This window comes from Streptomyces sp. NPDC058257, assembly GCF_042881845.1.
Lineage (GTDB): Bacteria > Actinomycetota > Actinomycetes > Streptomycetales > Streptomycetaceae > Streptomyces.
In genome coordinates, this window is sequence record NZ_JBHVXJ010000002.1 from 183,070 (window position 1) to 203,554 (window position 20,485).

Consider the following 20,485-nt stretch of genomic DNA (forward strand, 5'->3'; position numbering starts at 1 on the left):
CTCCCTAGAACCGTGAGTCTTTGTTCTGCGCCACGTCGGCACAGCCCTCCACCCAGTCACTGCGCACCACGTTCTGCTTACCGGAAGCCTGGACCCAGGAGCGGAAAAGGTCGTCGCAGCTTGCCCTTATCGCATCGCGGCTACGGGTGTCCGTCGGCATGTAGGCGCCTCCGAAAGCCTCCTTGTACCCGAGCGTGTAGCTGCGCTTGTCGAGACCGCCGTCTTCGCCTCCGCCCCCAATTACTTGAGCCGCGACTATCGCGCCGATCGCGACAGCTAGGCCGATGGCAATTCCGATGATGATCTGGCGGGACCGGTGGTTCATGTGCCCTCCTCGTTGTCGCAGATTAGTGGCCCCCACTGACAGCGGGGCGAGTTCGGCTGACTGGTTTCGCCTGCCCGAGCACTCGCGCGTCAACTGCGCGATCCGGTGCAGGAGTTGCGTGAACTTCGTACGTCCTAGCCGGGCCACTCCGGCTTGCTGACGGCTAAGATCTCGGTGCGTACGCAACTACGTACGCAACCGTCGGTCAGGGGAGGGCCCATGCGGCGCGAGAGCGCGGACGAGATGTTTCTTCGAAGGCAGGAAGAGATCCTGCGGGACTACAACGTCTCGACCGCGAGCGTGACCGCTACCGGGGTGGAGGTCCGCCTCACGCCGCGCCTCGCGGAGTACGTCCTGGGGCTCCTGGAGGGCCGCACGGACGAGGACGCGGACGCCCTGCGGGAGCTGATCCAGGGGCCTGGGAGTGACGCCGAGGAGGGCTCTCCTGAGCCCCCTGCGGCACCTCAGCCGGGCGACGAACTGGCCGCCAGACGGGCAACGAAGGAAGAACCCGCAGGTCAGAGCAGGGATGTCACGACATACGAGTATTGGTATTCTTCGTCAACACCGAGTACATCCAGTTCTTCCTCACCGACGTGCACGTCGGTGTCGCCGGTGACACCGCCCTGGTGACCTGCACCGAGAACATCCTCAGCGGCGGCCCGCCCCCGGAGGGCGGCGGCGAACTCGGGCCGCTCGTCGGCCAGCTCGTCGTCGCCACCAATGTGTTCCGCCGCACAGTCGACGGATGGAAGCTCTGGTCACACCACGCCTCACCCGTACTCGCCGAAACCGACGACGAAGAGGGCGAGGAGTCACCCTCCTGAGTGGGTAGGGGCGGTTCCAAGAGCCCCCGCGGGCAAGGACTGCCAGTGCGCGCAGGTAGATTCGATCGAGGCTGGTGTGCCGACCGCACTCGGTGCAGGCCTGCCGATACCGACGATTGCAGGAGTGATTCGCGTGGATCGTGTCGCGCTGCGCGGCCTGAAGGCCCGTGGGCACCACGGTGTCTTTCCGCGGGAACGCGAAGAGGGCCAGACCTTCATCGTGGACCTGGTTCTTGGCCTGGACACCCGTGCGGCCGCCGCCGACGACGACCTGGCGAAGACCGTGCACTACGGCGTCGTGGCGGAGGAGGTCGTGGCCGCCGTCGAGGGTGATCCCGTCGACCTCATCGAGACGCTCGCCGAGCGCATCGCCCAGACGTGTCTCAAGCACGACGGAGTCCTGGAGGTCGAGGTGTGCGTCCACAAACCGGACGCCCCGATCACCGTCCCCTTCGACGATGTGACCGTCACCATCACCCGGAGCCGAGTATGACCGCGTTTTCCACGCAAGGGCAGAGCGACCCGACCGTCCAGCCGGTGCCCACCGCCGTGGTGGAACAGGTCGACGCCGCCGACACCACCCTCTCCAACCCCAAACGAGCCGTGATCTCCCTCGGCAGCAATCTCGGCAACCGCCTGGAGACGCTGCAGGGCGCGATCGACGCCCTGGAGGACACCCCAGGCCTGCGCGTCAAGGCGGTCTCTCCGGTGTACGAGACGGAGCCCTGGGGCGTCGATCCGGACACCCAGCCGTCGTACTTCAACGCGGTCGTCGTGGTGAAGACCACCCTGCCGCCCTCCTCGCTCCTGGAGCGGGCCCACGCGATCGAGGAAGCCTTCCATCGCGTACGGGACGAGCGCTGGGCCGCCCGCACGATCGACGTCGACATCGTGTCGTACGCCGACATCGTCTCGGACGACCCGATCCTCACGCTCCCCCACCCGCGTGCGCACGAGCGCGCCTTCGTCCTCGCTCCCTGGCACGATGTGGAGCCCGAGGCGCAGCTCGCAGGACGCGGCGCGGTAGCCGACCTGCTCGCGAAGGTCACCCGCGACGGCGTCACGCCCCGTGTCGACCTGGAACTCAGGCTGCCCGAATAGTCGTTAGGGTCTATCGGACCCGCACGACGAGAAGCGGGTCCGTACGACGACGAACGCGACGAGGGGTCATCCGTGGAGCACCTGCGCATCAGGACACTGGCCGGCCTCTTCGTGGTGGCCGGAGTGCTGTCCTGGGCGGGCGCCAGGCTGTGGGACTCCGTCGGCACACTGCCGCGGGTCCCGCTGGCCGCGCCCATCGTGCTCGCGGTGATCGCCGCGGTACTGCTCGCCACGGCACTCTCGCTGCGCTCCCGGCTGCGCGCGCAGCGCGAGCGGCGCCCCGGGGCGAAGGGCGTCGAGCCGATGATGGCCGCACGCGCCGTCGTCTTCGGCCAGGCGAGCGCCCTGGTCGCCGCCCTGGTCGCCGGGATGTACGGCGGCACGGGCGCCTTCCTCCTGGAGTACCTGGACGTCCCGGCCCGCCGCGACCAGGCAATCTACGCCGGCCTCTCGCTCGTGGCGGGCATCGCGGTGATAGCGGCGGCCTTCTTCCTCGAGCGGGTCTGCAGCCTCCCGGAGGACGACGACGAGAACGGCGGGACGGCCACAGCCGCCTGAAGCGACCCGGCGGGAAACGCCCTGAAGGGGCGCGGGGAGCCGCTCGACCAGCCACCACGCCCCCGCCCGCAGACGGCCCCGCACGTCCCGCGGAGCGAGCGCCTGGCGCGCCCGACTAGCGCGCCACGACTAGCGCGCCATGATGAGGCTCATCGCCTCATTGCGCGTCGCGGGGTCACGGAGCTGACCCCGCACCGCCGACGTGATCGTCTTGGCGCCCGGCTTCCGCACCCCGCGCATGGTCATGCACATGTGCTCGCACTCGACGACCACGATGACGCCGCGCGGCTCCAGGATCTCCATCAGGGAGTCCGCGACCTGCGTGGTCAGCCGCTCCTGGACCTGCGGACGGCGCGCGTACACGTCCACGAGACGGGCGAGCTTGGACAGGCCGGTGATCTTCCCGTCGGACGACGGGATGTAGCCGACGTGCGCGACGCCGTGGAACGGGACCAGGTGGTGTTCACATGAGCTCTGCACCTCGATGTCCTTCACCAGGACCATCTCGTCGTGGCCGAGGTCGAACGTCGTCGTCAGGACATCCTCGGCCTTGAGCCACAGGCCACCGAAGATCTCCTTGTACGCCCGCGCCACGCGCCCCGGGGTCTCCCGCAGGCCCTCGCGGTTCGGGTCCTCGCCGACCGCGATCAGCAGCTCGCGCACGGCATTCTCGGCTCGCTTCTCGTCGAACTCGCCGATCGTGCCCTCGCCGTCCAGCGTCACGGGGTCGGTCATGTGTGCCTCGTTCCTAGCGTTCCACGCGTCAATGCGTCAGTAGTACGAAAAACTGCGCCCCCCAGGCTAGAACCAAGGGGGGCGCAGCTTCCATTCCGGGCCTGCTGAGACGCCGGGGATCAGCTCTCGGAGCGATCCTCCTTGGTCACATCGACGGGCGTATCCGTCGGGCCCGCTGTCACCGCGGGAGTGGCGCCGTTCGCACCGTTCGTCAGTGACAGCTCCCGGGGGGAGAGCACCGGCGGGCGGGTCGAGGGCGTGCGCCGCGAGGAACCGGTCCACGCCGGGCGGGCCGGGCGCTTCACGATGCCGGAGAAGACCTCGGCGATCTGCTCCTTGTTGAGGGTTTCCTTCTCGAGGAGCTGGAGGACCAGGTTGTCGAGAACGTCGCGGTTCTCGACGAGGATCTCCCAGGCCTCGTTGTGCGCGGTCTCGATGAGCTTCTTGACCTCTTCGTCGACCAGCGCCGCGACCTCTTCGGAGTAGTCGCGCGGGTGACCCATCTCGCGGCCGAGGAACGGCTCGGAGTTGTCGCCACCGAACTTGATCGCGCCGAGCCGCTCGGTCATGCCGTACTGCGTGACCATGGCCCGTGCGGTCGCGGTGGCCTTCTCGATGTCGTTCGCCGCGCCTGTCGTCGGGTCGTGGAAGACGAGCTCCTCCGCCGCGCGCCCGCCCAGCATGTACGCGAGCTGGTCGAGCATTTCGTTGCGCGTCGTCGAGTACTTGTCCTCGTCCGGCAGGACCATCGTGTAACCGAGGGCCCGGCCGCGCGACAGGATCGTGATCTTGTGCACCGGGTCCGAGTTCGGAGACGCCGCCGCGACCAGGGCGTGTCCGCCCTCGTGGTACGCGGTGATCTTCTTCTCCTTGTCGGACATGATCCGAGTCCGCTTCTGCGGACCGGCCACGACACGGTCGATCGCCTCGTCGAGCGCGTGGTTGTCGACCAGCTTCTTGTCGCCGCGCGCCGTCAGGAGCGCCGCTTCGTTCAGCACGTTCGCCAGGTCGGCACCCGTGAAGCCCGGCGTACGCCGTGCCACCGCGGCGAGGTCGACGTCCGTGGCGACCGGCTTGCCCTTCTGGTGAACCTTGAGGATCTCCAGACGGCCCAGCATGTCCGGACGGTCGACCGCGATCTGGCGGTCGAAACGGCCGGGGCGAAGGAGCGCCGGGTCGAGGATGTCGGGGCGGTTCGTGGCGGCGATCAGAATGACGCCGCCCTTCACGTCGAAGCCGTCCATCTCGACGAGCAGCTGATTCAGCGTCTGCTCGCGCTCGTCGTGACCGCCACCCATACCGGCACCGCGGTGCCGGCCGACGGCGTCGATCTCGTCGACGAAGACGATCGCCGGGGCGTTCGCCTTGGCCTGCTCGAAGAGGTCACGCACACGCGAGGCGCCGACACCGACGAACATCTCGACGAAGTCGGAACCGGAGATCGAGTAGAAGGGGACGCCGGCCTCACCCGCGACAGCGCGCGCGAGGAGCGTCTTACCCGTACCGGGCGGGCCGTACAGGAGCACGCCCTTGGGGATCTTGGCTCCGACGGCCTGGAACTTCGCCGGCTCCTGGAGGAACTCCTTGATCTCGTGGAGTTCCTCGACGGCCTCGTCCGATCCGGCCACATCCGAGAACGTCGTCTTCGGAGTGTCCTTGGTGATCAGCTTGGCCTTGGACTTCCCGAACTGCATGACCCGGGAGCCGCCGCCCTGCATCTGATTCATCAGGAACAGGAATACGACGACGATGAGTACGAAGGGGAGCAGGGAAAGCAGGATGCCGACGAACGGGTTCTGCTTCGACGGCGAGACGGTGTAACCGTCCGGGATCTTCTTGTCCTGGTACTTGTCCTGCAAGGTCTTGGCGATGGCAACACCCTGGTTGCCGATGTAGCTCGCCTGGATCTTGCTGCTGTCCTTGACCTTCTGGCCGTCCTTGAGCTCGACCTTGATGGTCGACTCGTCACCGGTGGTGAGCTTGGCTGATTCGACCTTGTCGTCGTTGATCGCCTGCACAACCTGGCCGGTGTCCACTGTTTTGTAGCCGCCGGACGAACCGACGACCTGCATCAACACGACCACGGCAAGGACGGCCAGCACGATCCACATGACTGGCCCACGGAAGTATCGCTTCACGTCCATCCATACGGAGCGATGACGCCCCGTCCCTCCTGCCATAGTGAGTTTGATAAAGACTGTTCTTCGGACGGTACCCCAGCATTGCCACCCGAAGCCGCACGGGAGGGCTGACAAACCCGTCTTCGCATGCTCCAACGCCGGGAAACGGGTGAGGGTTCCCGGCCGCCTCCGTGGAGTTGGCCGGGGAGCCTTCGGGGAGCAGGGTGTCAGCCGCCGTAGACGTGCGGAGCGAGCGTGCCGACGAACGGCAGATTGCGGTACTTCTCCGCGTAGTCCAGGCCGTACCCGATGACGAACTCGTTCGGGATGTCGAAGCCGACCCACTCCACGTCGATCGCGACCTTGGCCGCCTCCGGCTTGCGCAGCAGCGTGCACACCTTCAGCGACGCGGGCTCGCGCGAGCCGAGGTTGGAGAGCAGCCAGGACAGCGTCAGACCGGAGTCGATGATGTCCTCGACGATCAGGACGTGCCTGCCCTTGATGTCGGTGTCCAGGTCCTTGAGGATCCGCACGACACCGGAGGACTGGGTGCCCGCGCCGTACGACGACACGGCCATCCAGTCCATGGTGAGCGGGGTGGACAGCGCACGCGCCAGGTCCGCCATGACCATCACTGCGCCCTTGAGCACTCCGACGATCAGCAGGTCCTTGCCCGCGTACTCCGCGTCGATCTTCGCGGCCAGCTCAGCCAGCTTGGCGTCGATCTCTTCCTTGGTGATGAGCACCGACTGAAGGTCGGTGCCCATGTCTTTCGCGTCCACCCGCATCACTTTCGGTCGTCCGTCCCACCGGCTGCGCGGGGACCAGGGGCCCCTCGGTCAACAGCCTTGCCGGATGACCAGTCTGCCACCCTGGCGCTGGGCGACGACTTTGCCCGGGAGATTGATGGCTCCCTGGCCGCGCCAGCCCGTGATCAGCCGGTCGACCTCTTCCAGATGCCGGGCGAACAGCGCACCGGCCGGGGCGCCCGCGTCGATGGCGGCGCGGCGCACGATGCGGCGGCGCACGGCGGGCGGCAGGGCGTAGAGCTTGGCGCACTCCAGGAGGCCCGCGGCATCGCGCACGGAGGCTTCCGCCTGTGCGGCCCAGTGGTCCAGGGCGTCGGCGTCGTCCCGGGACAACTGGGCCGTACGGGCGAGTGCCTCCACGACGCCTTTGCCAAGCGCCTTCTCCAGGGCGGGCAGACCTTCGTGCCGCAGCCGCGAGCGTGTGTAGGCGGGGTCGGTGTTGTGCGGGTCGTCCCAGACGGGCAGCGACTGGACCATGCAGGCCTTGCGGGCCGTCTGTCGGTCGATGTGCAGGAAGGGGCGGCGGTAGCGGCGGTCGGCACCCGGTCCGCCGGACACCGCCGCCATCCCGGACAGCGAACGGATGCCGGACCCGCGGGCGAGGCCGAGCAGGACGGTCTCCGCCTGGTCGTCACGGGTGTGGCCCAGCAGGATCGCCGCGGCGCCGTGGCGTTCGGCGACGGCGTCGAGCGCGCCGTACCTCGCGTCGCGGGCCGCGGCCTCGGGGCCGCCGTCCCGGCCGACGTCGACGGCGACGGACTCGATCGGTTCGAGGCCGAGGGCGGTGAGCCGCGAGACGACCTCGGCGGCGCGCAGATCGGACCCGTCCTGCAGTCCGTGGTCGACGGTGACGCCGCCGGCGCGGATGCCGAGCTTGGGGGCCTCGAAGGCGAGGGCGGAGGCGAGCGCCATGGAGTCGGCGCCGCCGGAGCACGCGACAAGGACGAGTGGCGCCGGGGCCTGCTCGCATGGAGGGTGGGCGTGAGCGGGGCGTGCGGGAACGTGCTCGGGGGTGCGCTGCGCTTCGGGGCGCCTTGGATCGGCGCGATGGGCTTCGGTGCGCTGTACGTCGGTCAGTACGTCGTGGAGTACGCGGCGGACCGCCAGGCGTATCGCCGCGACCGCAGGATGGGGACCCATGTCCGGTTCCCTTCATGAAGTTCGGGGGTGAGCCTCGGACCTGTCACTCAGGACCACATTCGGGAGATCAGGCCTCAGGCAGATCCCATGAGGTTAGTCACTCAGAGTGTGTCGATGGTGACAGAGCCGAGCCGTTCCCCGAGCATTGCACGCCTACCCATGGCTCACGGTCCCTCGGACGGGTGATTGCGGAGGCGTTCTCCTGCCATCGGCCGCAACTCGCTCCCTTGCCGCCCTCACTCTCCCTTACGGTGCACCCGCGCGACCCAATCCGCCGGTTTGGCGATCTCCGACTTGGTGGGCAGCGTGTTCGGCGAGGTCCACACCCGGTTGAAGCCGTCCATTCCGACCTCGCCCACGACCGCTCGTACGAAACGCTCGCCGTCGCGGTATTGGCGCAATTTCGCGTCGAGGCCGAGCAGCTTGCGCAGGGCCTGGTCGAGGCGGCTCGCGCCGCGCGCCCTGCGCTGTTGGAACTTCTCCCGGATCTCCCCGACGGAGGGCACCACGTCGGGGCCGACTCCGTCCATCACGAAGTCCGCGTGCCCTTCGAGCAGCGACATGACGGCTGTCAGGCGGGCGAGGATCTCGCGCTGGGCGGGGGTCTGCACGAGCTCCACGATGGAGCGGCCCCCGTCGTCGTCCTCGCCCTCGGGGCGACCGCCGACGAGCGACTGGGCCGTCTCCCTGATGCGCTCGATGACCGTCATCGGGTCGACTTCGGTCTCCGAGAGGAATGACTGGATCTCACCTTCGAGGTGGTCCCGCAGCCAGGGCACGGCCGAGAACTGCGTGCGGTGCGTCTCCTCGTGCAGGCAGACCCAGAGCCTGAAGTCATGGGGGTCCACGTCGAGTTCGCGCTCGACGTGCACGATGTTCGGTGCCACGAGGAGGAGCCTGCCGCCGCCGCTCTGCCCTGCCGGGAGGTCGCGGGCGGCGGGGGCGAAGGTCTCGTACTGCCCGAGGACGCGTGAGGCGAGGAAGGAGAGCAGCATCCCCAGCTCGACGCCCGTCACCTTGCCGCCGACCGCACCGAGCACGGCGCCGCCGGGGCCGCTACGCCGGTCCTGCATCTTGTCCAGGAGCGGCTTGAGGATCTCCCGGAAACCGGCGACGTTCGCCCGGATCCACCCGGCACGGTCGACGACGAGCACCGGGGTGTCGTGGGTGTCCTCCGTGCCCATCCGGGTGAAGGCCCGGACGTGCTCCTCCGAGGACTTCGCGTGCTTCCGGAGCTCGGCGACGATGGCCCGCGCCTCGTCCCGGCTCACTTCTGGACCCGGCCGGACGAGCCGGGTCGCGGTCGCCACCGCGAGATTCCAGTCGACCATCTCCGCACCACCGATGCTCGTCATGCGTCAACGGTACGTGGTCGGCTCCGCCCGCGGAGGGGGTTGAGCCCCGAGATTGCCCTACTCCAGCCCCGTAGGGGTCAGCGGGACTCGACGGAGAGGCGCCGGGTCCGGTGGGACTCGGCCCAAAGGCACCACGGCCCCCATGGCGGCCCAGTGGGACTCACCGGCGTTTCACCCGCCCTCACCGGCACCCGCACTTCGCCACCGCCGACGCCATATGGTCGAGTGCCGCCTGGGCCGCCATGGGGTCCGTGGTGCCTGTCGTCATGAAAGCGAAGACCAGGAGGCGGCCGTCCGTGTCGACGACCGTGCCCGCGAGGGTGTTCACGCCCGTCAAGGTGCCGGTCTTGGCGCGTACGACGCCGGTGCCCGGTGAGCCCTTGGGGTAGCGGTCGACCAGCGTGCCCGTGAAGCCGGCCACGGGCAGGCCCGTCACCACCGAGCGCAGTTCGGGGTGGGCGGGGTCCGCGGCGCGGGCCAGGAGCGCGGCGAGCAGCTCGGCGGAGCTGCGGTCCGCCCGGTCCAGGCCGCTTCCGTCGTGGAACTTCGTTCCGTCCAGCGGAAGTTGGGCCTTCTTGAGCTGGGCACCGATCGCCTTGCCCGCGCCGTCGAAGCTCACCGGCTCCTTGGCTGCGAGCGCCGTCTGGCGGGCAAGTGCCTCGGCGATGTCGTTGTCGCTGTGCGTCAGCATCCGCTCGACGAGGGCGGACAGCGGCGGGGACTCGACCTTGGCGAGGGACTCGGCGCGATCGGTCGCCCTGGACGGGCCGGGGGCCTTCTTCTCGTCGCCCTCGTTCTCCTTGCCGCCCTCGTTCTTCTTGCCGCCCTCGTTCTCCTTGTCCTTCTTATCCTTCTTGCTCTTCTTGTCCTTCGCGGTCGTCTCGATGCCCTCGTCCGCCAGGAAGCCCGCGAACTTCTCCGCCGCGTCGGCCGCCGGGTCCCCCGCGCGCGGGGCTGGCCCGCTGGAGGAGTCGTCGAGGCGGCCCTCGTCGGCCATCAGGGCGCTGACCAGGGTGAGGTTCTCGTTCGGGCCGATGGGGTGCTGCTGCTCCCCCGAGTACAGCGAGGTGTCGTACGACAGGTTCACCCTGTCGGCGCCGCGGTCCTTCAGGGCGCGCGCGGTGTCCTGGGCCAGGTCGCGCAGGCTCGCGGCGCTCCCCGAGTAGGGGCCGTCCTCGCGGGCGGTGAGCGTGGGGTCGCCGCCTCCCACCAGTACGACGTCCTTCGAGTCCGGCTCGATCACCGTCTTCGTGGTGATGCGGTGGTCGGCCCCGGCCGAGGTCAGCGCCGCGACCGCCGTAGCGATCTTGGTGGTGGACGCGGGCGTCAGAGCGTCGCCGCCACCCTTGCCGTAGACCTGCCGCCCGGTACCCGCGTCGATGACGACCGCCGAGCGCTCGGGACCGAGCGCCTTGTCCTTCAGGAGCGGATCGAGGACGCCCGCGAGCGCCTTGGCGTCCGGGGCGGGCGCGGAGCCACCGTGCGCGGAACCCGCGGGTGCGCCGAGCCCCCTGAGCACGGAGGGAGCGCTCGGGGCGGCCCCGGGCGCCCGTCCGGACGTACGACCGCCGTGATCTGCGCCACCCCCGGCCTCCTGGGAAGCCGCCCGGTCACGCTCGGCCGTACGCTGACCGGAAGAGTCCCAGGGTCCTGCCGTGGCCACCGCACCTGCCGCGACCGCGAGTCCGACGGTGGCGGCACCCGCCGTGAGCTGCCAGGTCTTGAGCTTCGAAGGAGTCTTGAGAGCGGCAGGGATCTTGGGGGCCGAAGGCTTGGGAAGCTGCCCCGCTAGCCCCCGAACCTGCTGCCAGGTCTTCTGCCAAGGCTTGAGCTCGGGCACCACAACCAGCCCCTTTCGCGATCACACATCTGCGTGAGGGACACTTAACCACCCGAAGTATGTGCTGATCATGGAGGAGCCACCCGTGGAGTTCGACGTCACCATCGAGATTCCGAAGGGTTCGCGGAACAAGTACGAGGTGGACCACGAGACCGGCCGGATCCGCTTGGACCGTCGCCTCTTCACGTCGACCAGCTACCCCGCCGACTACGGATTCGTCGAGAACACCCTCGGCGAGGACGGTGACCCGCTGGACGCCCTCGTCATCCTGGACGAGCCGACCTTCCCGGGCTGCCTCATCAAGTGCCGCGCGATCGGCATGTTCCGGATGACCGACGAGGCGGGCGGCGACGACAAGCTGCTCTGCGTCCCGGCGTCCGACCCGCGCGTGGAGCACCTGCGCGACATCCACCACGTCTCCGAGTTCGACCGCCTGGAGATCCAGCACTTCTTCGAGGTCTACAAGGACCTGGAGCCCGGCAAGTCCGTCGAGGGCGCCGACTGGGTCGGCCGCGCGGACGCCGAGGCCGAGATCGAGAAGTCGTACAAGCGCGCGGAGGCGCAGGGGCACTGAGTGCCCATCCCCTGACCTCTGAATTCCTCTGACGGGCCGCGTGATCTTCACGGAGACCACGCGGCCCGTTCGCGTATCTGTGCGCATACTGTTCGTACTGGAGGTGCACAAGGTACGTATGTGGGAGCGAGGCAGTGAAAGTGGCTGATCAGGAGGCCGAGGACCGAAAGCCACAGTCGGACGAGGCACGGAGTGCGTTCACTCAGCCCACCGGCGTACAGGCGCAGCCACAGGCACCCGAGGACGAGTCGCAGACGACCTCCGAGTTCGCGATCCCGACGGGTCTGCCGAACCTCACGTCGCCCAGCCTCTCCTCGACCACCCAGGAGACCGAGAAGTCGGCGTTCACCACGCCGAACACCTACAGCTCCCGCAACGCCCCGCCCGCCTTCACTCCCCCGCAGGGCATACCTCTGGTGAAGCTCACCAAGGAGACGCCCTGGCAGGACCAGATGCGCACGATGCTGCGCATGCCGGTGGCCGAGCGGCCCACTCCTGAGGCCTCGCAGAAGCACGAGGACGAGACCGGCCCCGCCGTTCCGCGCGTGCTCGACCTCACCCTGCGTATCGGCGAGCTGCTGCTCGCGGGCGGTGAGGGCGCCGAGGACGTGGAGGCGGCGATGTTCGCCGTCTGCCGCAGTTACGGCCTCGACCGCTGCGAGCCGACCGTGACGTTCACGCTGCTCTCGATCTCGCACCAGCCGTCCCTGGTGGACGACCCGGTCACGGCGTCCAGGACGGTACGCCGTCGGGGCACCGACTACACGCGTCTGGCTGCCGTCTTCCAGCTGGTGGACGACATCAGCGACACGGACACCGAGGTCTCCCTGGAGGAGGCGTACCGCCGTCTGGCGGCAATCCGCCGTAACCGCCACCCCTACCCCGGATGGGCGCTCACGGCGGCCGGCGGGCTGCTCGCGGGCTCGGCTTCCGTGCTCGTCGGCGGTGGCGCGCTCGTCTTCGTGATCGCGGCGGTCGGCGCGATGCTCGGCGACCGTCTCGCCTGGCTGTGCGCGGGCCGCGGGCTTCCGGAGTTCTACCAGTTCGTGGGGGCCGCGATGCCGCCCGCCGCGATGGGCGTCACGCTCAGCCTCGTGCACTCCCAGGAGGTCAACGCGTCCGCGGTGATCACGGGTGGCCTCTTCGCGCTGATCCCCGGAAGAGCCCTGGTCGCGGGCGTCCAGGACGGCCTGACCGGCTACTACATCACGGCGGCCGCCCGCCTCCTGGAGGTCTGCTACCTCGTCGTGGGCATCGTCTGCGGCGTGCTGCTCGTGCTGTCGCTCGGCGTGATGCTGGACGCGACGAGTCTGCAGCCGGAGACGACGTTCGTGGAGGTCGACTCGCGCCCGGTGATCCAGATCCTGGCGTCGATGGCGCTGAGTCTCGCCTTCGCGATACTGCTCCAGCAGGAACGTCACACCGTGCTGATCGTGACCCTCAACGGCGGTATCGCCTGGATCATGTTCGGCGCACTCGCGCAGACGTCGCTCGAACTCTCGCCGGTCGCGTCGACGGCCATCGCCGCCGGGCTCGTGGGCCTGTTCGGTCAGCTCTTCTCGCGCTACCGCTTCGCCTCTTCACTGCCGTACGTCACCGCCGCCATCGGCCCGCTGCTGCCCGGTAGCGCGACGTACTTCGGGCTGCTCGCCCTCGCCCAGAACGACATGACCACGGGCATCAACTCGCTCACCAAGGCGGCGGCGACGGCACTGGCCATCGCGATCGGCGTGAACCTGGGCAGCGAGGTCTCGCGCCTGATCCTCAAGGTGCCTGGCGCGACCACCGCGGCGAACCGCCGTGCGGCCAAGCGGACCCGAGGGTTCTGACCCCGGGTCCCACCAGTCCCACCAGCCGTCCGCCCTATCGCTTGGCGTGTCGACCGCGCGCCCCGGGGGCAGCCCCCGGGCCATCGCCCTCGGCCGCCGCGGCCTTCTTGGACTTGCCGCGCGCCCGCAGGAACTCGATCGCGATCGGCACCACCGAGATCAGGACGATCAGGATGAGGATCGCCTCGATGTTCTTGTGCACGAAGTCGATGTTGCCCAGCCATGCGCCGAGCATCGTCACGCCCGCGCCCCACAGGACGCCGCCGATGACGTTGAACGTGATGAACGAGCGGTACCGCATGCCGCTGACGCCCGCGATGATCGGCGTGAACGTCCGCACGATGGGCACGAAGCGGGCAAGGACCAGGGACTTCGGGCCGTGCTTCTCGAAGAACTCGTGCGCCTTGACCACGTTCTCCTGCTTGAACAGCTTGGAGTCCGGGCGGTTGAAGAGCGAGGGGCCGACCTTCTTGCCGAAGAGGTAGCCCGCCTGGTCGCCGAGGATCGCGGCGATGCAGATGAGGAGCACACAGAGCCAGAGCGGGAAGTCCAGCTGCTTCGTCGTGATCAGCAGACCCGTCGTGAACAGCAGTGAGTCGCCCGGCAGGAAGAAGCCGATGAGCAGGCCGGACTCGGCGAAGACGATCGCGAGCAGACCCCAGACCCCGAACGTGTTCAGAAGGTAATCCGGGTCCAGCCAGCTTGGTCCGAGCGCAAGCGTCGTCACGGTTCCGGGCTCCTGAGGGTGAGAGGGCGATGCGGCGGGGACGGCCGCCCAAAGCTATCAACGCGAGGTGACGTGCCCAGGTTCCACCGCCCCTCCCAGAGTGCGCTGTGCGGGATCTGGGACAAAGCTGTGTGCCAGGGGTATCGAAGATTTCGGCGGCGGCACCGATCCGCAATCCGACGTACTGGTCGTGACGACGAACGACGTACCGGGATACCGCGTACAACAGGTTATCGGTGAAGTCCTCGCCCTCACCGTGCTTCCCCAGGCTCTCGGCTCCGCTTCAGCAGGGGAGACCCCGATCGCCACTTGGGCGGCCAGATCGGTGCGGGCCTGAAGTCCATGACCGGCGGCGAGTTGATGGGCCTCACGAAGACGCTGGTGGAGACCCGCGACCAGGCCATGGGAGTCCATGGACTCCCATGGCCTCCATGGAGCGCCTCAGTGAGCAGGCACGCGCGCGTGGCGCCGACGCGGTCCTGATGATGCGCCTCGACGTCACCGAGGCCGCGGACGTGGGGACAGAGGTGTGCGCGTACGGGACTGCGGTGGTGATCGTCCGGGAGAGCTGACGTAAGGGGCTTGCGCCACAGCGGAAGCCCCTTACACGGTCACTCGTGCCGTGCGGCGTTGGCTCGGATCGCGTCCCTCAGGTGCTCGGCGAGACCCGGCCGCATGGAGTCGTAGAACTCCTTGAACCGTTCGTCGGACACATACATCTCGCCGAGGCTCTGGTGGAAATCGAAGGTGCACTCGTAGAACCACTTGGTGATGTGCTGCCGGTGTTCCTCGGCCATGGCCATGGCCCGCTCGCCCGTCGTGGCCTCGCCGGCCTCCATGAGGGCGCCGTAGCGCTCCGACCAGTCGGCGACCTCGGCCTGCATGCGTTTCCAGTCGTCCTTGGTGTAGCGGGCGGCCCGCCGCTGCGACTCGGCGTACGAGGCCGTGCCGCCCCAGCGCTCCTCCGCCTCCTGCGCGTGCTCCTCGGGGTCCTTGTCCCCGAAGACCTCGAACTTCTCCTCGGGTGTGAGGTTGATGCCCATCTTCTTCGCCTCCATGGCGGTCTCGACGGCGGCGGCCATCTCCTGGAGCCTGGCGATACGGGCGCTCAGCAGCTCGTGCTGACGGCGCAGGTGCGCGCGCGGGTCCGTGTCCGGGTCGTCCAGGAGGGCCGCGACCTCGTCGAGGCGGAAGCCGAGCTCCCGGTAGAACAGGGTCTGCTGCAGCCGGTCCAGGTCTGCGTCGCTGTAGCGCCGGTGGCCCGCGTGGCTGCGCTCGCTGGGCACGAGCAGGCCGATCTCGTCGTAGTGGTGCAGCGTGCGCACCGTCACTCCGGCGAAACCGGCGACCTGCCCCACGGAGTAGCTCATGGCTCCCGCCTCCCTGTCTCGGTACGCGATTCAGCCTGATTCCTCACGCCGCGTGAGGTGCAAGTGCAGATCCCGGCAGTCGGCCATATTCTCGCCATCAGGCACGGAGTACGCCTCTGCCAGGCACGGAGTACGCCTCTGCGAGAACAGGGACGAACGACGAACAGGGACAGAAAACCTCAGCCACGAGGAGACCGCCCATGCCCCGCCAACACCCGGGTCCAGAGCAGCCCACCAAGCGCACCCTCTCGGTGAACCCCTTCTACGGGGAGGCCAACCCGGTCAGCGGCATGACCGAGGCGCCCCCGAAGCACCGCCTCCCCGACGGGCCGCTGCCGCCCACGACGGCGTACCAGCTGGTGCACGACGAGCTGATGCTGGACGGCAACTCACGCCTCAACCTCGCGACCTTCGTCACGACGTGGATGGAGCCGCAGGCCGGTGTCCTCATGGGCGAGTGCCGGGACAAGAACATGATCGACAAGGACGAGTACCCGCACACCGCCGAGCTGGAGCGGCGCTGCGTGGCCATGCTCGCCGACCTGTGGCACGCGCCGGACCCGATGGGCGCCGTCGGCTGTTCGACGACCGGGTCGAGCGAGGCGTGCATGCTCGCCGGGATGGCGCTCAAGCGCCGTTGGGCCAAGGCCAAGCGGAACATCGACCGCTATCCGTCGCCCACCGCGCGCCCCAACCTCGTCATGGGCGTCAACGTCCAGGTCTGCTGGGAGAAGTTCTGCAATTTCTGGGAGGTCGAGGCGCGCCAGGTGCCCATGGAGGGCGACCGGTTCCACCTCGATCCGGCGGCCGCCGCCGAACTCTGCGACGAGAACACGATCGGTGTCGTGGCGGTGCTCGGCTCCACCTTCGACGGGTCCTACGAGCCGGTGGCCGAGCTCTGCGCGGCCCTCGACGACCTCCAGGAGCACACAGGGCTCGACATCCCCGTACACGTCGACGGCGCGTCCGGCGCGATGGTGGCGCCGTTCCTCGACGAGGACCTGGAGTGGGACTTCCGCCTTCCGAGGGTGGCCTCGATCAACACGTCGGGCCACAAGTACGGCCTGGTCTATCCGGGCGTCGGCTGGGCGCTGTGGCGGGACGCGGAGGCGCTGCCGCAGGAGCTGGTCTTCCGGGTGAACTACCTCGGCGGTGACATGCCGACGTTCGCGCTGAACTTCTCCCGGCCCGGCGCGCAGGTCGTGGCGCAGTACTACACGTTCCTGCGCCTGGGCCGGGAGGGCTACCGCGCCGTCCAGGAGGCGGCACGGAACGTCGCCCGCGGCCTCGCGGAACGCATCGAGGCGCTCGGTGACTTCCGGCTGCTCACCCGGGGCGACGAGCTGCCGGTGTTCGCCTTCACGACGCTGGAGGACGTGAAGGCCTACGACGTCTTCGACGTGTCCCGGCGGCTGCGCGAGCGGGGCTGGCTCGTGCCGGCGTACACCTTCCCGGCCCATCGCGAGGATCTGGCGGTCCTCCGTGTGGTCTGCCGCAACGGCTTCACGGCGGACCTCGCCGCGCTCTTCCTGGCGGACCTGAGCAGCCTGCTGCCCGAACTGCGGAACCAGCCGCACCCGATGACCCGGGACAAGGACGCGGCGACGGGGTTCCACCACTAGATCCGCTCGATCTGCTCGATCCCTCCCACTGGACCCAACTGGCCCCAACCAGCCACAGCCACCAGCCACCCCCATAGGCAAACTTGACCAGAGGGCGCATCGGCGCATCGGCGGTCGTATCAGCGGTCGTCCCCCGCGTGCGGCTCCCCGGTCGCGTACGGGTTCTCCTCCCCCTCGACGAGGACGCCCACGAACGGATCACCCTCCCCCGCGAACGTGTACGCCCCGCCCTCGATCCGCCGGATCAGGCCGTGCGCCCACTCCACGCCCCCGTCGGCCGTGTGCACCCAGTAGTTCATGATCTCGCCGATGTGCCCGAGCTGCTCCGGGCCGTCCTCGGGGATGTAGTGCTCCGTGACGGACCCGCGCCATTCCTCGATGCTCCGCACCCGCTGCTTCAGCAGATCGACCACCTCGTCACGGGGCAGCTCGACGATGAACCCGATCGCCGCCGTGAGCATGTCAGGGCGCTGGTCGTACGAGACCAGGTTGGACCGGAGCAGGGTCAGGAACTCCTCGGTGCCCGCCTCCGTGATCTCGTACTCCGTGCGCGGCGGTCCGCCCGCCGTCGACGGGGCGGTCTCGTGCGCGAGCAGCAGACCTTGCTTGGCCATCTGTTTCAGCGCGTGGTAGATCGAGCCGGGCTTCGCGTTGGACCACTCATGGGCGCCCCAGTACTCCAGGTCGTTGCGCACCTGATAGCCGTGGGCCCGTCCGTGCTGGCGGACGGCGCCGAGGACAAGGAGTCGGATCGCCGACATAAAAAGCCACCTCCTTCTAATCAACTTTGATTAGAGTAGCGGTATGGCCGAGACAATGATCCCCTTGTTCCCCTGCCACGCACTCGACGAGACCCTCGATTTCTACAGAGCCGTGGGCTTCGATGTGACCTTCCGCCAGAAGGCGCCCAATCCGTACGCCGTGGTCCGGCGCGGAGACATGGAGCTGCATTTCTTCCAGCTCAAGGGATACGACCCGCAGGCCTCCTACAGCACCTGTTACGTCGTGACCGACGACGTGGACACCCTCCACGAGGCCTTCCGCGCCGGGCTCAAGCAGACGCTCGGGCGGATACCGACCCGCGGCCTGCCCCGGATCGGCGCCGTGAAGGACATGAGTTACGGGGTGCGGCAGTTCCTGATGACGGATCCGGCGGGCAACTGCGTCCGCGTCGGGCAGCCCATCGCCGACTCCTTCGAGCACGCGCCGGTGCCGAGGGAGAGGTACGCGCGCGCCCTGCACCAGGCCACCCTCCTCGGCGAGTCCAAGCAGGACCACGCCGCCGCCGTCCGCATCATCGACCGCGCGCTCGCGACGGACGGCACCCCCACCCCCGTACAGCTCCGGGAGCTGCACGCCCTGCGGGCGGAGATGGCCGCGCACCTCGGAGCGGAGGAGCAGGGGCAGGAGCAGGAGAGTCTCTAGCCCCAGCTGTCGCCGCGCTCCAGTGCCACCAGTTCGAAGGCGGTCTTGCCGTCGAGGGACTCGCGGATGATGTCGGCGTGGCCCGAGTGCCTGGACACCTCGCTGATCAGGCGGAGCAGCACCCACCGCATCGACACGTCCTCCTTCGGGAACCACGGCTGATCGGGGAGCGCGAAGGTCTCGTCGAGAGTGGGCAAGGAGCGGATGAACTCCTCGGTACGGGCTGCCACTTGACCCCAGTACCCGAGGACCGACTCGACCGACTCGCCGTCGACGAGACGGAAGCACTCGTCCCAGTTCGCCTCGGTGCGCTCGACCGCGGGGTCGACGCCCTTCGCCCGTGAGATCCAGCTCTCCTCGACCTCCGCGACATGCTTGAGCAGCCCGGAGAGCGAGAGCTCGCTGGCGCTCGGCCTGGTCGCCGCCTGCTCGTCGGTCAGGCCGATCAGGGCCCGCCTGATGCCGCCGCGCTCGGCGTCCAGGAAGGCGAGCAGCGCGCCGCGCTCGTCGCCGGGGGCCTCTGCGTTGACGTGGGTGACCATAGGGTCCGCCTCTCCGAGCCTGTGGAGCCTGCCGGGCTTTCCGGCCTTTCGACACCCCTGACGTTACGGACCCTTGCGGTCAGCTTCTGTCCGCAAGGGTCCGGCCCAGAACGGGGGATCCGGGAGGCTCAGAACGGGAACTGGGAGCGTCCGTGCTGCACCGAGATCCACTTCTGCGTGGTGAACGCCTCCACCGTCGACTCGCCGTTGAGACGCCCGGTGCCCGAGCGCTTCTCGCCGCCGAAGGGCACGATCGGCTCGTCGTGCACGGTGCCGTCGTTCACGTGGAACATGCCGCTGTTGATCCGCCGCGCGAACCGCACACCGCGCTCGACGTCGGCGGTGTGGACGGCGCCGCTGAGCCCGTACGGGGTGTCGTTGGCGATGCGTACGGCTTCTTCCTCGCCGTCGAAGGGCACGAGCAGCGCCACCGGGCCGAAGATCTCCTGGCGCAGGGCCGGGGAGTCGGCGGGCAGGTCCGTCAGGACGGTGGGCGCCACGAGGTTGCCCTTGGTCCGGCCGTGCAGGAGGGCCTTGGCGCCCGCGGCCACCGTCTGATCGACGATCTTCGTCACCGCGTCCGCCTGCGAGGAGTTGATCAGCGGGCCGATGTGGGTGGCCGGGTCCGCCGGGTCGCCGACCTTCAAGGACGCGACCTTGGCAACGAACTTCTCGGTGAACTCCGCCTCCAGCGACCGGTCCACGAGGATGCGGTTGGCGGCCATGCAGACCTGCCCCTGGTGCACGAAGCGGCTGAAGACCGCCGCGTCCACGGCGTAGTCGATGTCCGCGTCGTCCAGGACGACCAGGGCGCTGTTGCCGCCGAGCTCCAGGATCGACCGCTTGAAGTGCGAGGCACAGACCATCGCGACATGGCGGCCCACGCGGTCGGAGCCGGTGAAGGAGATGACGCTCGGCACCGGATGCTCGATGAACGCGTCACCGATCTCGGCGATGTCGGTGACGACCACGTTCAGGACGCCGGCCGGAAGACCCGCGTCCTCGAACACCTTCGCAAGGAGGCCGCCGCCCGTCACCGGCGCGTTCTGGTGCGGCTTGAGCACCACCGCGTTGCCGAGAGCGAGCGCGGGGGCGACCGTCTTGATGGAGAGGAGAAGCGGGAAGTTGAAGGGGCTGATGACACCGACCACGCCCACCGGCTCGCGGAAGAGACGATTCTCCTTGTCCGCGCCGGGCGACGGCAGGATGCGGCCCTCGGGCAGCAGCGCGAAGTTGACCGCCTCGCGCAGGAATTCCTTGGTCAGGTGGATCTCGAAGGCGGCCTTGACCCGGGTGCCGCCCAGCTCGGCGACGATGGCCTCGGCTATCTCCTCCTCACGGTCCTCGATGATGCGCAGGGCACGCTCGAAGACCGTACGCCGGGCGTAAGGGCTGGTCCTGCCCCACTCCTTCTGCGCGCGGTCGGCCGCTCGGTAGGCCTGGTCCACCTCGTCGGCCGTCGCGACGGTGATCGACGCCAGCTTCTCCCCGTTGTACGGATTGAAGTTGATGATGTCCCAGGAGCCGGTACCGGCCTTCCACTCACCGTCGATGTACTGGTGAGCCAGGTCAGTGAAGAAGGACAT

The 20,485-nt window shown here is 68.6% G+C and carries 19 protein-coding genes and 2 pseudogenes; 9 read left to right on the top strand and 12 right to left on the bottom strand.

Features of this window, described 5'->3' with window-relative positions; all coding sequences use genetic code 11:
• Positions 1–4: 4 nt before the first annotated feature.
• A complete protein-coding gene (locus ACFVXC_RS06150) occupies positions 5–325 on the bottom strand; it encodes a hypothetical protein (protein ID WP_389901969.1) in 321 nt (106 codons plus the stop codon).
• Between the two features lie 563 nt (positions 326–888).
• Here ACFVXC_RS06150 and ACFVXC_RS06155 point away from each other — a divergent pair.
• The 4 genes and pseudogenes from ACFVXC_RS06155 to ACFVXC_RS06170 all read left to right on the top strand — a co-directional run.
• Positions 889–1,152, top strand: a pseudogene (locus ACFVXC_RS06155) (nuclear transport factor 2 family protein); the annotation flags it as partial.
• A gap of 133 nt (positions 1,153–1,285) precedes the next feature.
• Positions 1,286–1,645: a dihydroneopterin aldolase gene (gene folB, locus ACFVXC_RS06160; RefSeq protein ID WP_383267804.1), complete on the top strand. Its 360-nt coding sequence runs from the start codon at positions 1,286–1,288 to the stop codon at positions 1,643–1,645.
• Positions 1,642–2,253 carry a 2-amino-4-hydroxy-6-hydroxymethyldihydropteridine diphosphokinase gene (folK, locus tag ACFVXC_RS06165; RefSeq protein WP_389901970.1) on the top strand — a complete coding sequence of 204 codons (612 nt, stop codon included), beginning with the start codon at positions 1,642–1,644 and terminating at the stop codon, positions 2,251–2,253. Before folB ends, folK begins: the two co-directional genes overlap by 4 nt.
• 72 nt (positions 2,254–2,325) lie before the next feature.
• On the top strand, positions 2,326–2,811 hold the full coding sequence (locus ACFVXC_RS06170; protein ID WP_389901973.1) for a DUF3180 domain-containing protein: 486 nt from the start codon (positions 2,326–2,328) through the stop codon (positions 2,809–2,811).
• Between the two features lie 129 nt (positions 2,812–2,940).
• On the opposite strand, the gene folE is transcribed toward ACFVXC_RS06170, so the two are convergent.
• The 6 genes from folE to dacB form a co-directional block, all read right to left on the bottom strand.
• Positions 2,941–3,546 carry a GTP cyclohydrolase I FolE gene (gene folE, locus ACFVXC_RS06175; protein WP_389901975.1) on the bottom strand — a complete coding sequence of 202 codons (606 nt, stop codon included), beginning with the start codon at positions 3,544–3,546 and terminating at the stop codon, positions 2,941–2,943.
• A 119-nt stretch (positions 3,547–3,665) separates the two neighbouring features.
• Entirely contained in the window at positions 3,666–5,690 is a 2,025-nt protein-coding gene (ftsH, locus tag ACFVXC_RS06180) for an ATP-dependent zinc metalloprotease FtsH (protein ID WP_389901977.1), read from the bottom strand.
• A 203-nt stretch (positions 5,691–5,893) separates the two neighbouring features.
• A complete protein-coding gene (gene hpt / locus ACFVXC_RS06185; protein ID WP_389901979.1) occupies positions 5,894–6,454 on the bottom strand; it encodes a hypoxanthine phosphoribosyltransferase in 561 nt (186 codons plus the stop codon).
• A 51-nt stretch (positions 6,455–6,505) separates the two neighbouring features.
• Positions 6,506–7,615, bottom strand: coding sequence for a tRNA lysidine(34) synthetase TilS (gene tilS, locus ACFVXC_RS06190; protein WP_389901980.1), 1,110 nt, complete (start codon positions 7,613–7,615; stop codon positions 6,506–6,508).
• A 236-nt stretch (positions 7,616–7,851) separates the two neighbouring features.
• Positions 7,852–8,970 carry a zinc-dependent metalloprotease gene (locus ACFVXC_RS06195; RefSeq protein WP_389901982.1) on the bottom strand — a complete coding sequence of 373 codons (1,119 nt, stop codon included), beginning with the start codon at positions 8,968–8,970 and terminating at the stop codon, positions 7,852–7,854.
• 181 nt (positions 8,971–9,151) lie between these two features.
• Positions 9,152–10,810 carry a D-alanyl-D-alanine carboxypeptidase/D-alanyl-D-alanine-endopeptidase gene (gene dacB / locus ACFVXC_RS06200; RefSeq protein WP_389901984.1) on the bottom strand — a complete coding sequence of 553 codons (1,659 nt, stop codon included), beginning with the start codon at positions 10,808–10,810 and terminating at the stop codon, positions 9,152–9,154.
• A gap of 85 nt (positions 10,811–10,895) precedes the next feature.
• On the opposite strand from dacB, the gene ACFVXC_RS06205 reads away from it, so the two are divergent.
• Complete coding sequence (locus ACFVXC_RS06205; protein ID WP_135330561.1) at positions 10,896–11,384, top strand: inorganic diphosphatase; 489 nt, start codon at positions 10,896–10,898, stop codon at positions 11,382–11,384.
• Positions 11,385–11,524: 140 nt separating this feature from the next.
• On the top strand, positions 11,525–13,213 hold the full coding sequence (locus tag ACFVXC_RS06210) for a threonine/serine exporter family protein (RefSeq protein WP_389901987.1): 1,689 nt from the start codon (positions 11,525–11,527) through the stop codon (positions 13,211–13,213).
• Between the two features lie 34 nt (positions 13,214–13,247).
• On the opposite strand, the gene ACFVXC_RS06215 is transcribed toward ACFVXC_RS06210, so the two are convergent.
• Positions 13,248–13,940 carry a DedA family protein gene (locus tag ACFVXC_RS06215; protein WP_389901990.1) on the bottom strand — a complete coding sequence of 231 codons (693 nt, stop codon included), beginning with the start codon at positions 13,938–13,940 and terminating at the stop codon, positions 13,248–13,250.
• Positions 13,941–14,067: 127 nt separating this feature from the next.
• Between ACFVXC_RS06215 and ACFVXC_RS06220 the strand changes: the two are divergent.
• A pseudogene (locus ACFVXC_RS06220) lies at positions 14,068–14,512 on the top strand (YbjQ family protein).
• 39 nt (positions 14,513–14,551) lie between these two features.
• Here the strand turns inward: ACFVXC_RS06220 and ACFVXC_RS06225 are convergent.
• Positions 14,552–15,310: a MerR family transcriptional regulator gene (locus tag ACFVXC_RS06225; protein WP_389901993.1), complete on the bottom strand. Its 759-nt coding sequence runs from the start codon at positions 15,308–15,310 to the stop codon at positions 14,552–14,554.
• A gap of 200 nt (positions 15,311–15,510) precedes the next feature.
• Between ACFVXC_RS06225 and ACFVXC_RS06230 the strand changes: the two genes are divergently transcribed.
• Complete coding sequence (locus tag ACFVXC_RS06230; RefSeq protein ID WP_389901996.1) at positions 15,511–16,932, top strand: glutamate decarboxylase; 1,422 nt, start codon at positions 15,511–15,513, stop codon at positions 16,930–16,932.
• Between the two features lie 119 nt (positions 16,933–17,051).
• Here ACFVXC_RS06230 and ACFVXC_RS06235 read toward each other — a convergent pair whose 3' ends face one another.
• The gene (locus tag ACFVXC_RS06235; protein WP_389901997.1) at positions 17,052–17,693 is read right to left on the bottom strand and encodes a PadR family transcriptional regulator; all 642 of its coding nucleotides are present in this window, start codon (positions 17,691–17,693) and stop codon (positions 17,052–17,054) included.
• 43 nt (positions 17,694–17,736) lie between these two features.
• Here ACFVXC_RS06235 and ACFVXC_RS06240 point away from each other — a divergent pair, with 43 nt between their 5' ends.
• Positions 17,737–18,357 carry a bleomycin resistance protein gene (locus ACFVXC_RS06240; RefSeq protein ID WP_389902000.1) on the top strand — a complete coding sequence of 207 codons (621 nt, stop codon included), beginning with the start codon at positions 17,737–17,739 and terminating at the stop codon, positions 18,355–18,357.
• Here ACFVXC_RS06240 and ACFVXC_RS06245 read toward each other — a convergent pair.
• Both ACFVXC_RS06245 and ACFVXC_RS06250 read right to left on the bottom strand, forming a co-directional pair.
• Positions 18,354–18,899: a DinB family protein gene (locus ACFVXC_RS06245; RefSeq protein WP_389902002.1), complete on the bottom strand. Its 546-nt coding sequence runs from the start codon at positions 18,897–18,899 to the stop codon at positions 18,354–18,356. The genes ACFVXC_RS06240 and ACFVXC_RS06245 overlap by 4 nt on opposite strands.
• Positions 18,900–19,027: 128 nt before the next feature.
• Complete coding sequence (locus ACFVXC_RS06250) at positions 19,028–20,485, bottom strand: aldehyde dehydrogenase family protein (protein WP_389902005.1); 1,458 nt, start codon at positions 20,483–20,485, stop codon at positions 19,028–19,030.

Excerpts from the sequence above, each read along its gene's own strand:
- ACFVXC_RS06150 (WP_389901969.1), bottom strand. The coding sequence starts at position 325 with ATGAACCACCGGTCCCGCCAGATCATCATCGGAATTGCCATCGGCCTA.
- folK (WP_389901970.1), top strand. The coding sequence starts at position 1,642 with ATGACCGCGTTTTCCACGCAAGGGCAGAGCGACCCGACCGTCCAGCCG.
- folE (WP_389901975.1), bottom strand. The coding sequence starts at position 3,546 with ATGACCGACCCCGTGACGCTGGACGGCGAGGGCACGATCGGCGAGTTC.
- ftsH (WP_389901977.1), bottom strand. The coding sequence starts at position 5,690 with ATGGACGTGAAGCGATACTTCCGTGGGCCAGTCATGTGGATCGTGCTG.
- hpt (WP_389901979.1), bottom strand. The coding sequence starts at position 6,454 with ATGCGGGTGGACGCGAAAGACATGGGCACCGACCTTCAGTCGGTGCTC.
- tilS (WP_389901980.1), bottom strand. The coding sequence starts at position 7,615 with ATGGGTCCCCATCCTGCGGTCGCGGCGATACGCCTGGCGGTCCGCCGC.
- ACFVXC_RS06195 (WP_389901982.1), bottom strand. The coding sequence starts at position 8,970 with ATGACGAGCATCGGTGGTGCGGAGATGGTCGACTGGAATCTCGCGGTG.
- ACFVXC_RS06225 (WP_389901993.1), bottom strand. The coding sequence starts at position 15,310 with ATGAGCTACTCCGTGGGGCAGGTCGCCGGTTTCGCCGGAGTGACGGTG.
- ACFVXC_RS06230 (WP_389901996.1), top strand. The coding sequence starts at position 15,511 with ATGCCCCGCCAACACCCGGGTCCAGAGCAGCCCACCAAGCGCACCCTC.
- ACFVXC_RS06235 (WP_389901997.1), bottom strand. The coding sequence starts at position 17,693 with ATGTCGGCGATCCGACTCCTTGTCCTCGGCGCCGTCCGCCAGCACGGA.
- ACFVXC_RS06240 (WP_389902000.1), top strand. The coding sequence starts at position 17,737 with ATGGCCGAGACAATGATCCCCTTGTTCCCCTGCCACGCACTCGACGAG.
- ACFVXC_RS06245 (WP_389902002.1), bottom strand. The coding sequence starts at position 18,899 with ATGGTCACCCACGTCAACGCAGAGGCCCCCGGCGACGAGCGCGGCGCG.
- ACFVXC_RS06250 (WP_389902005.1), bottom strand. The coding sequence starts at position 20,485 with ATGTCCTTCTTCACTGACCTGGCTCACCAGTACATCGACGGTGAGTGG.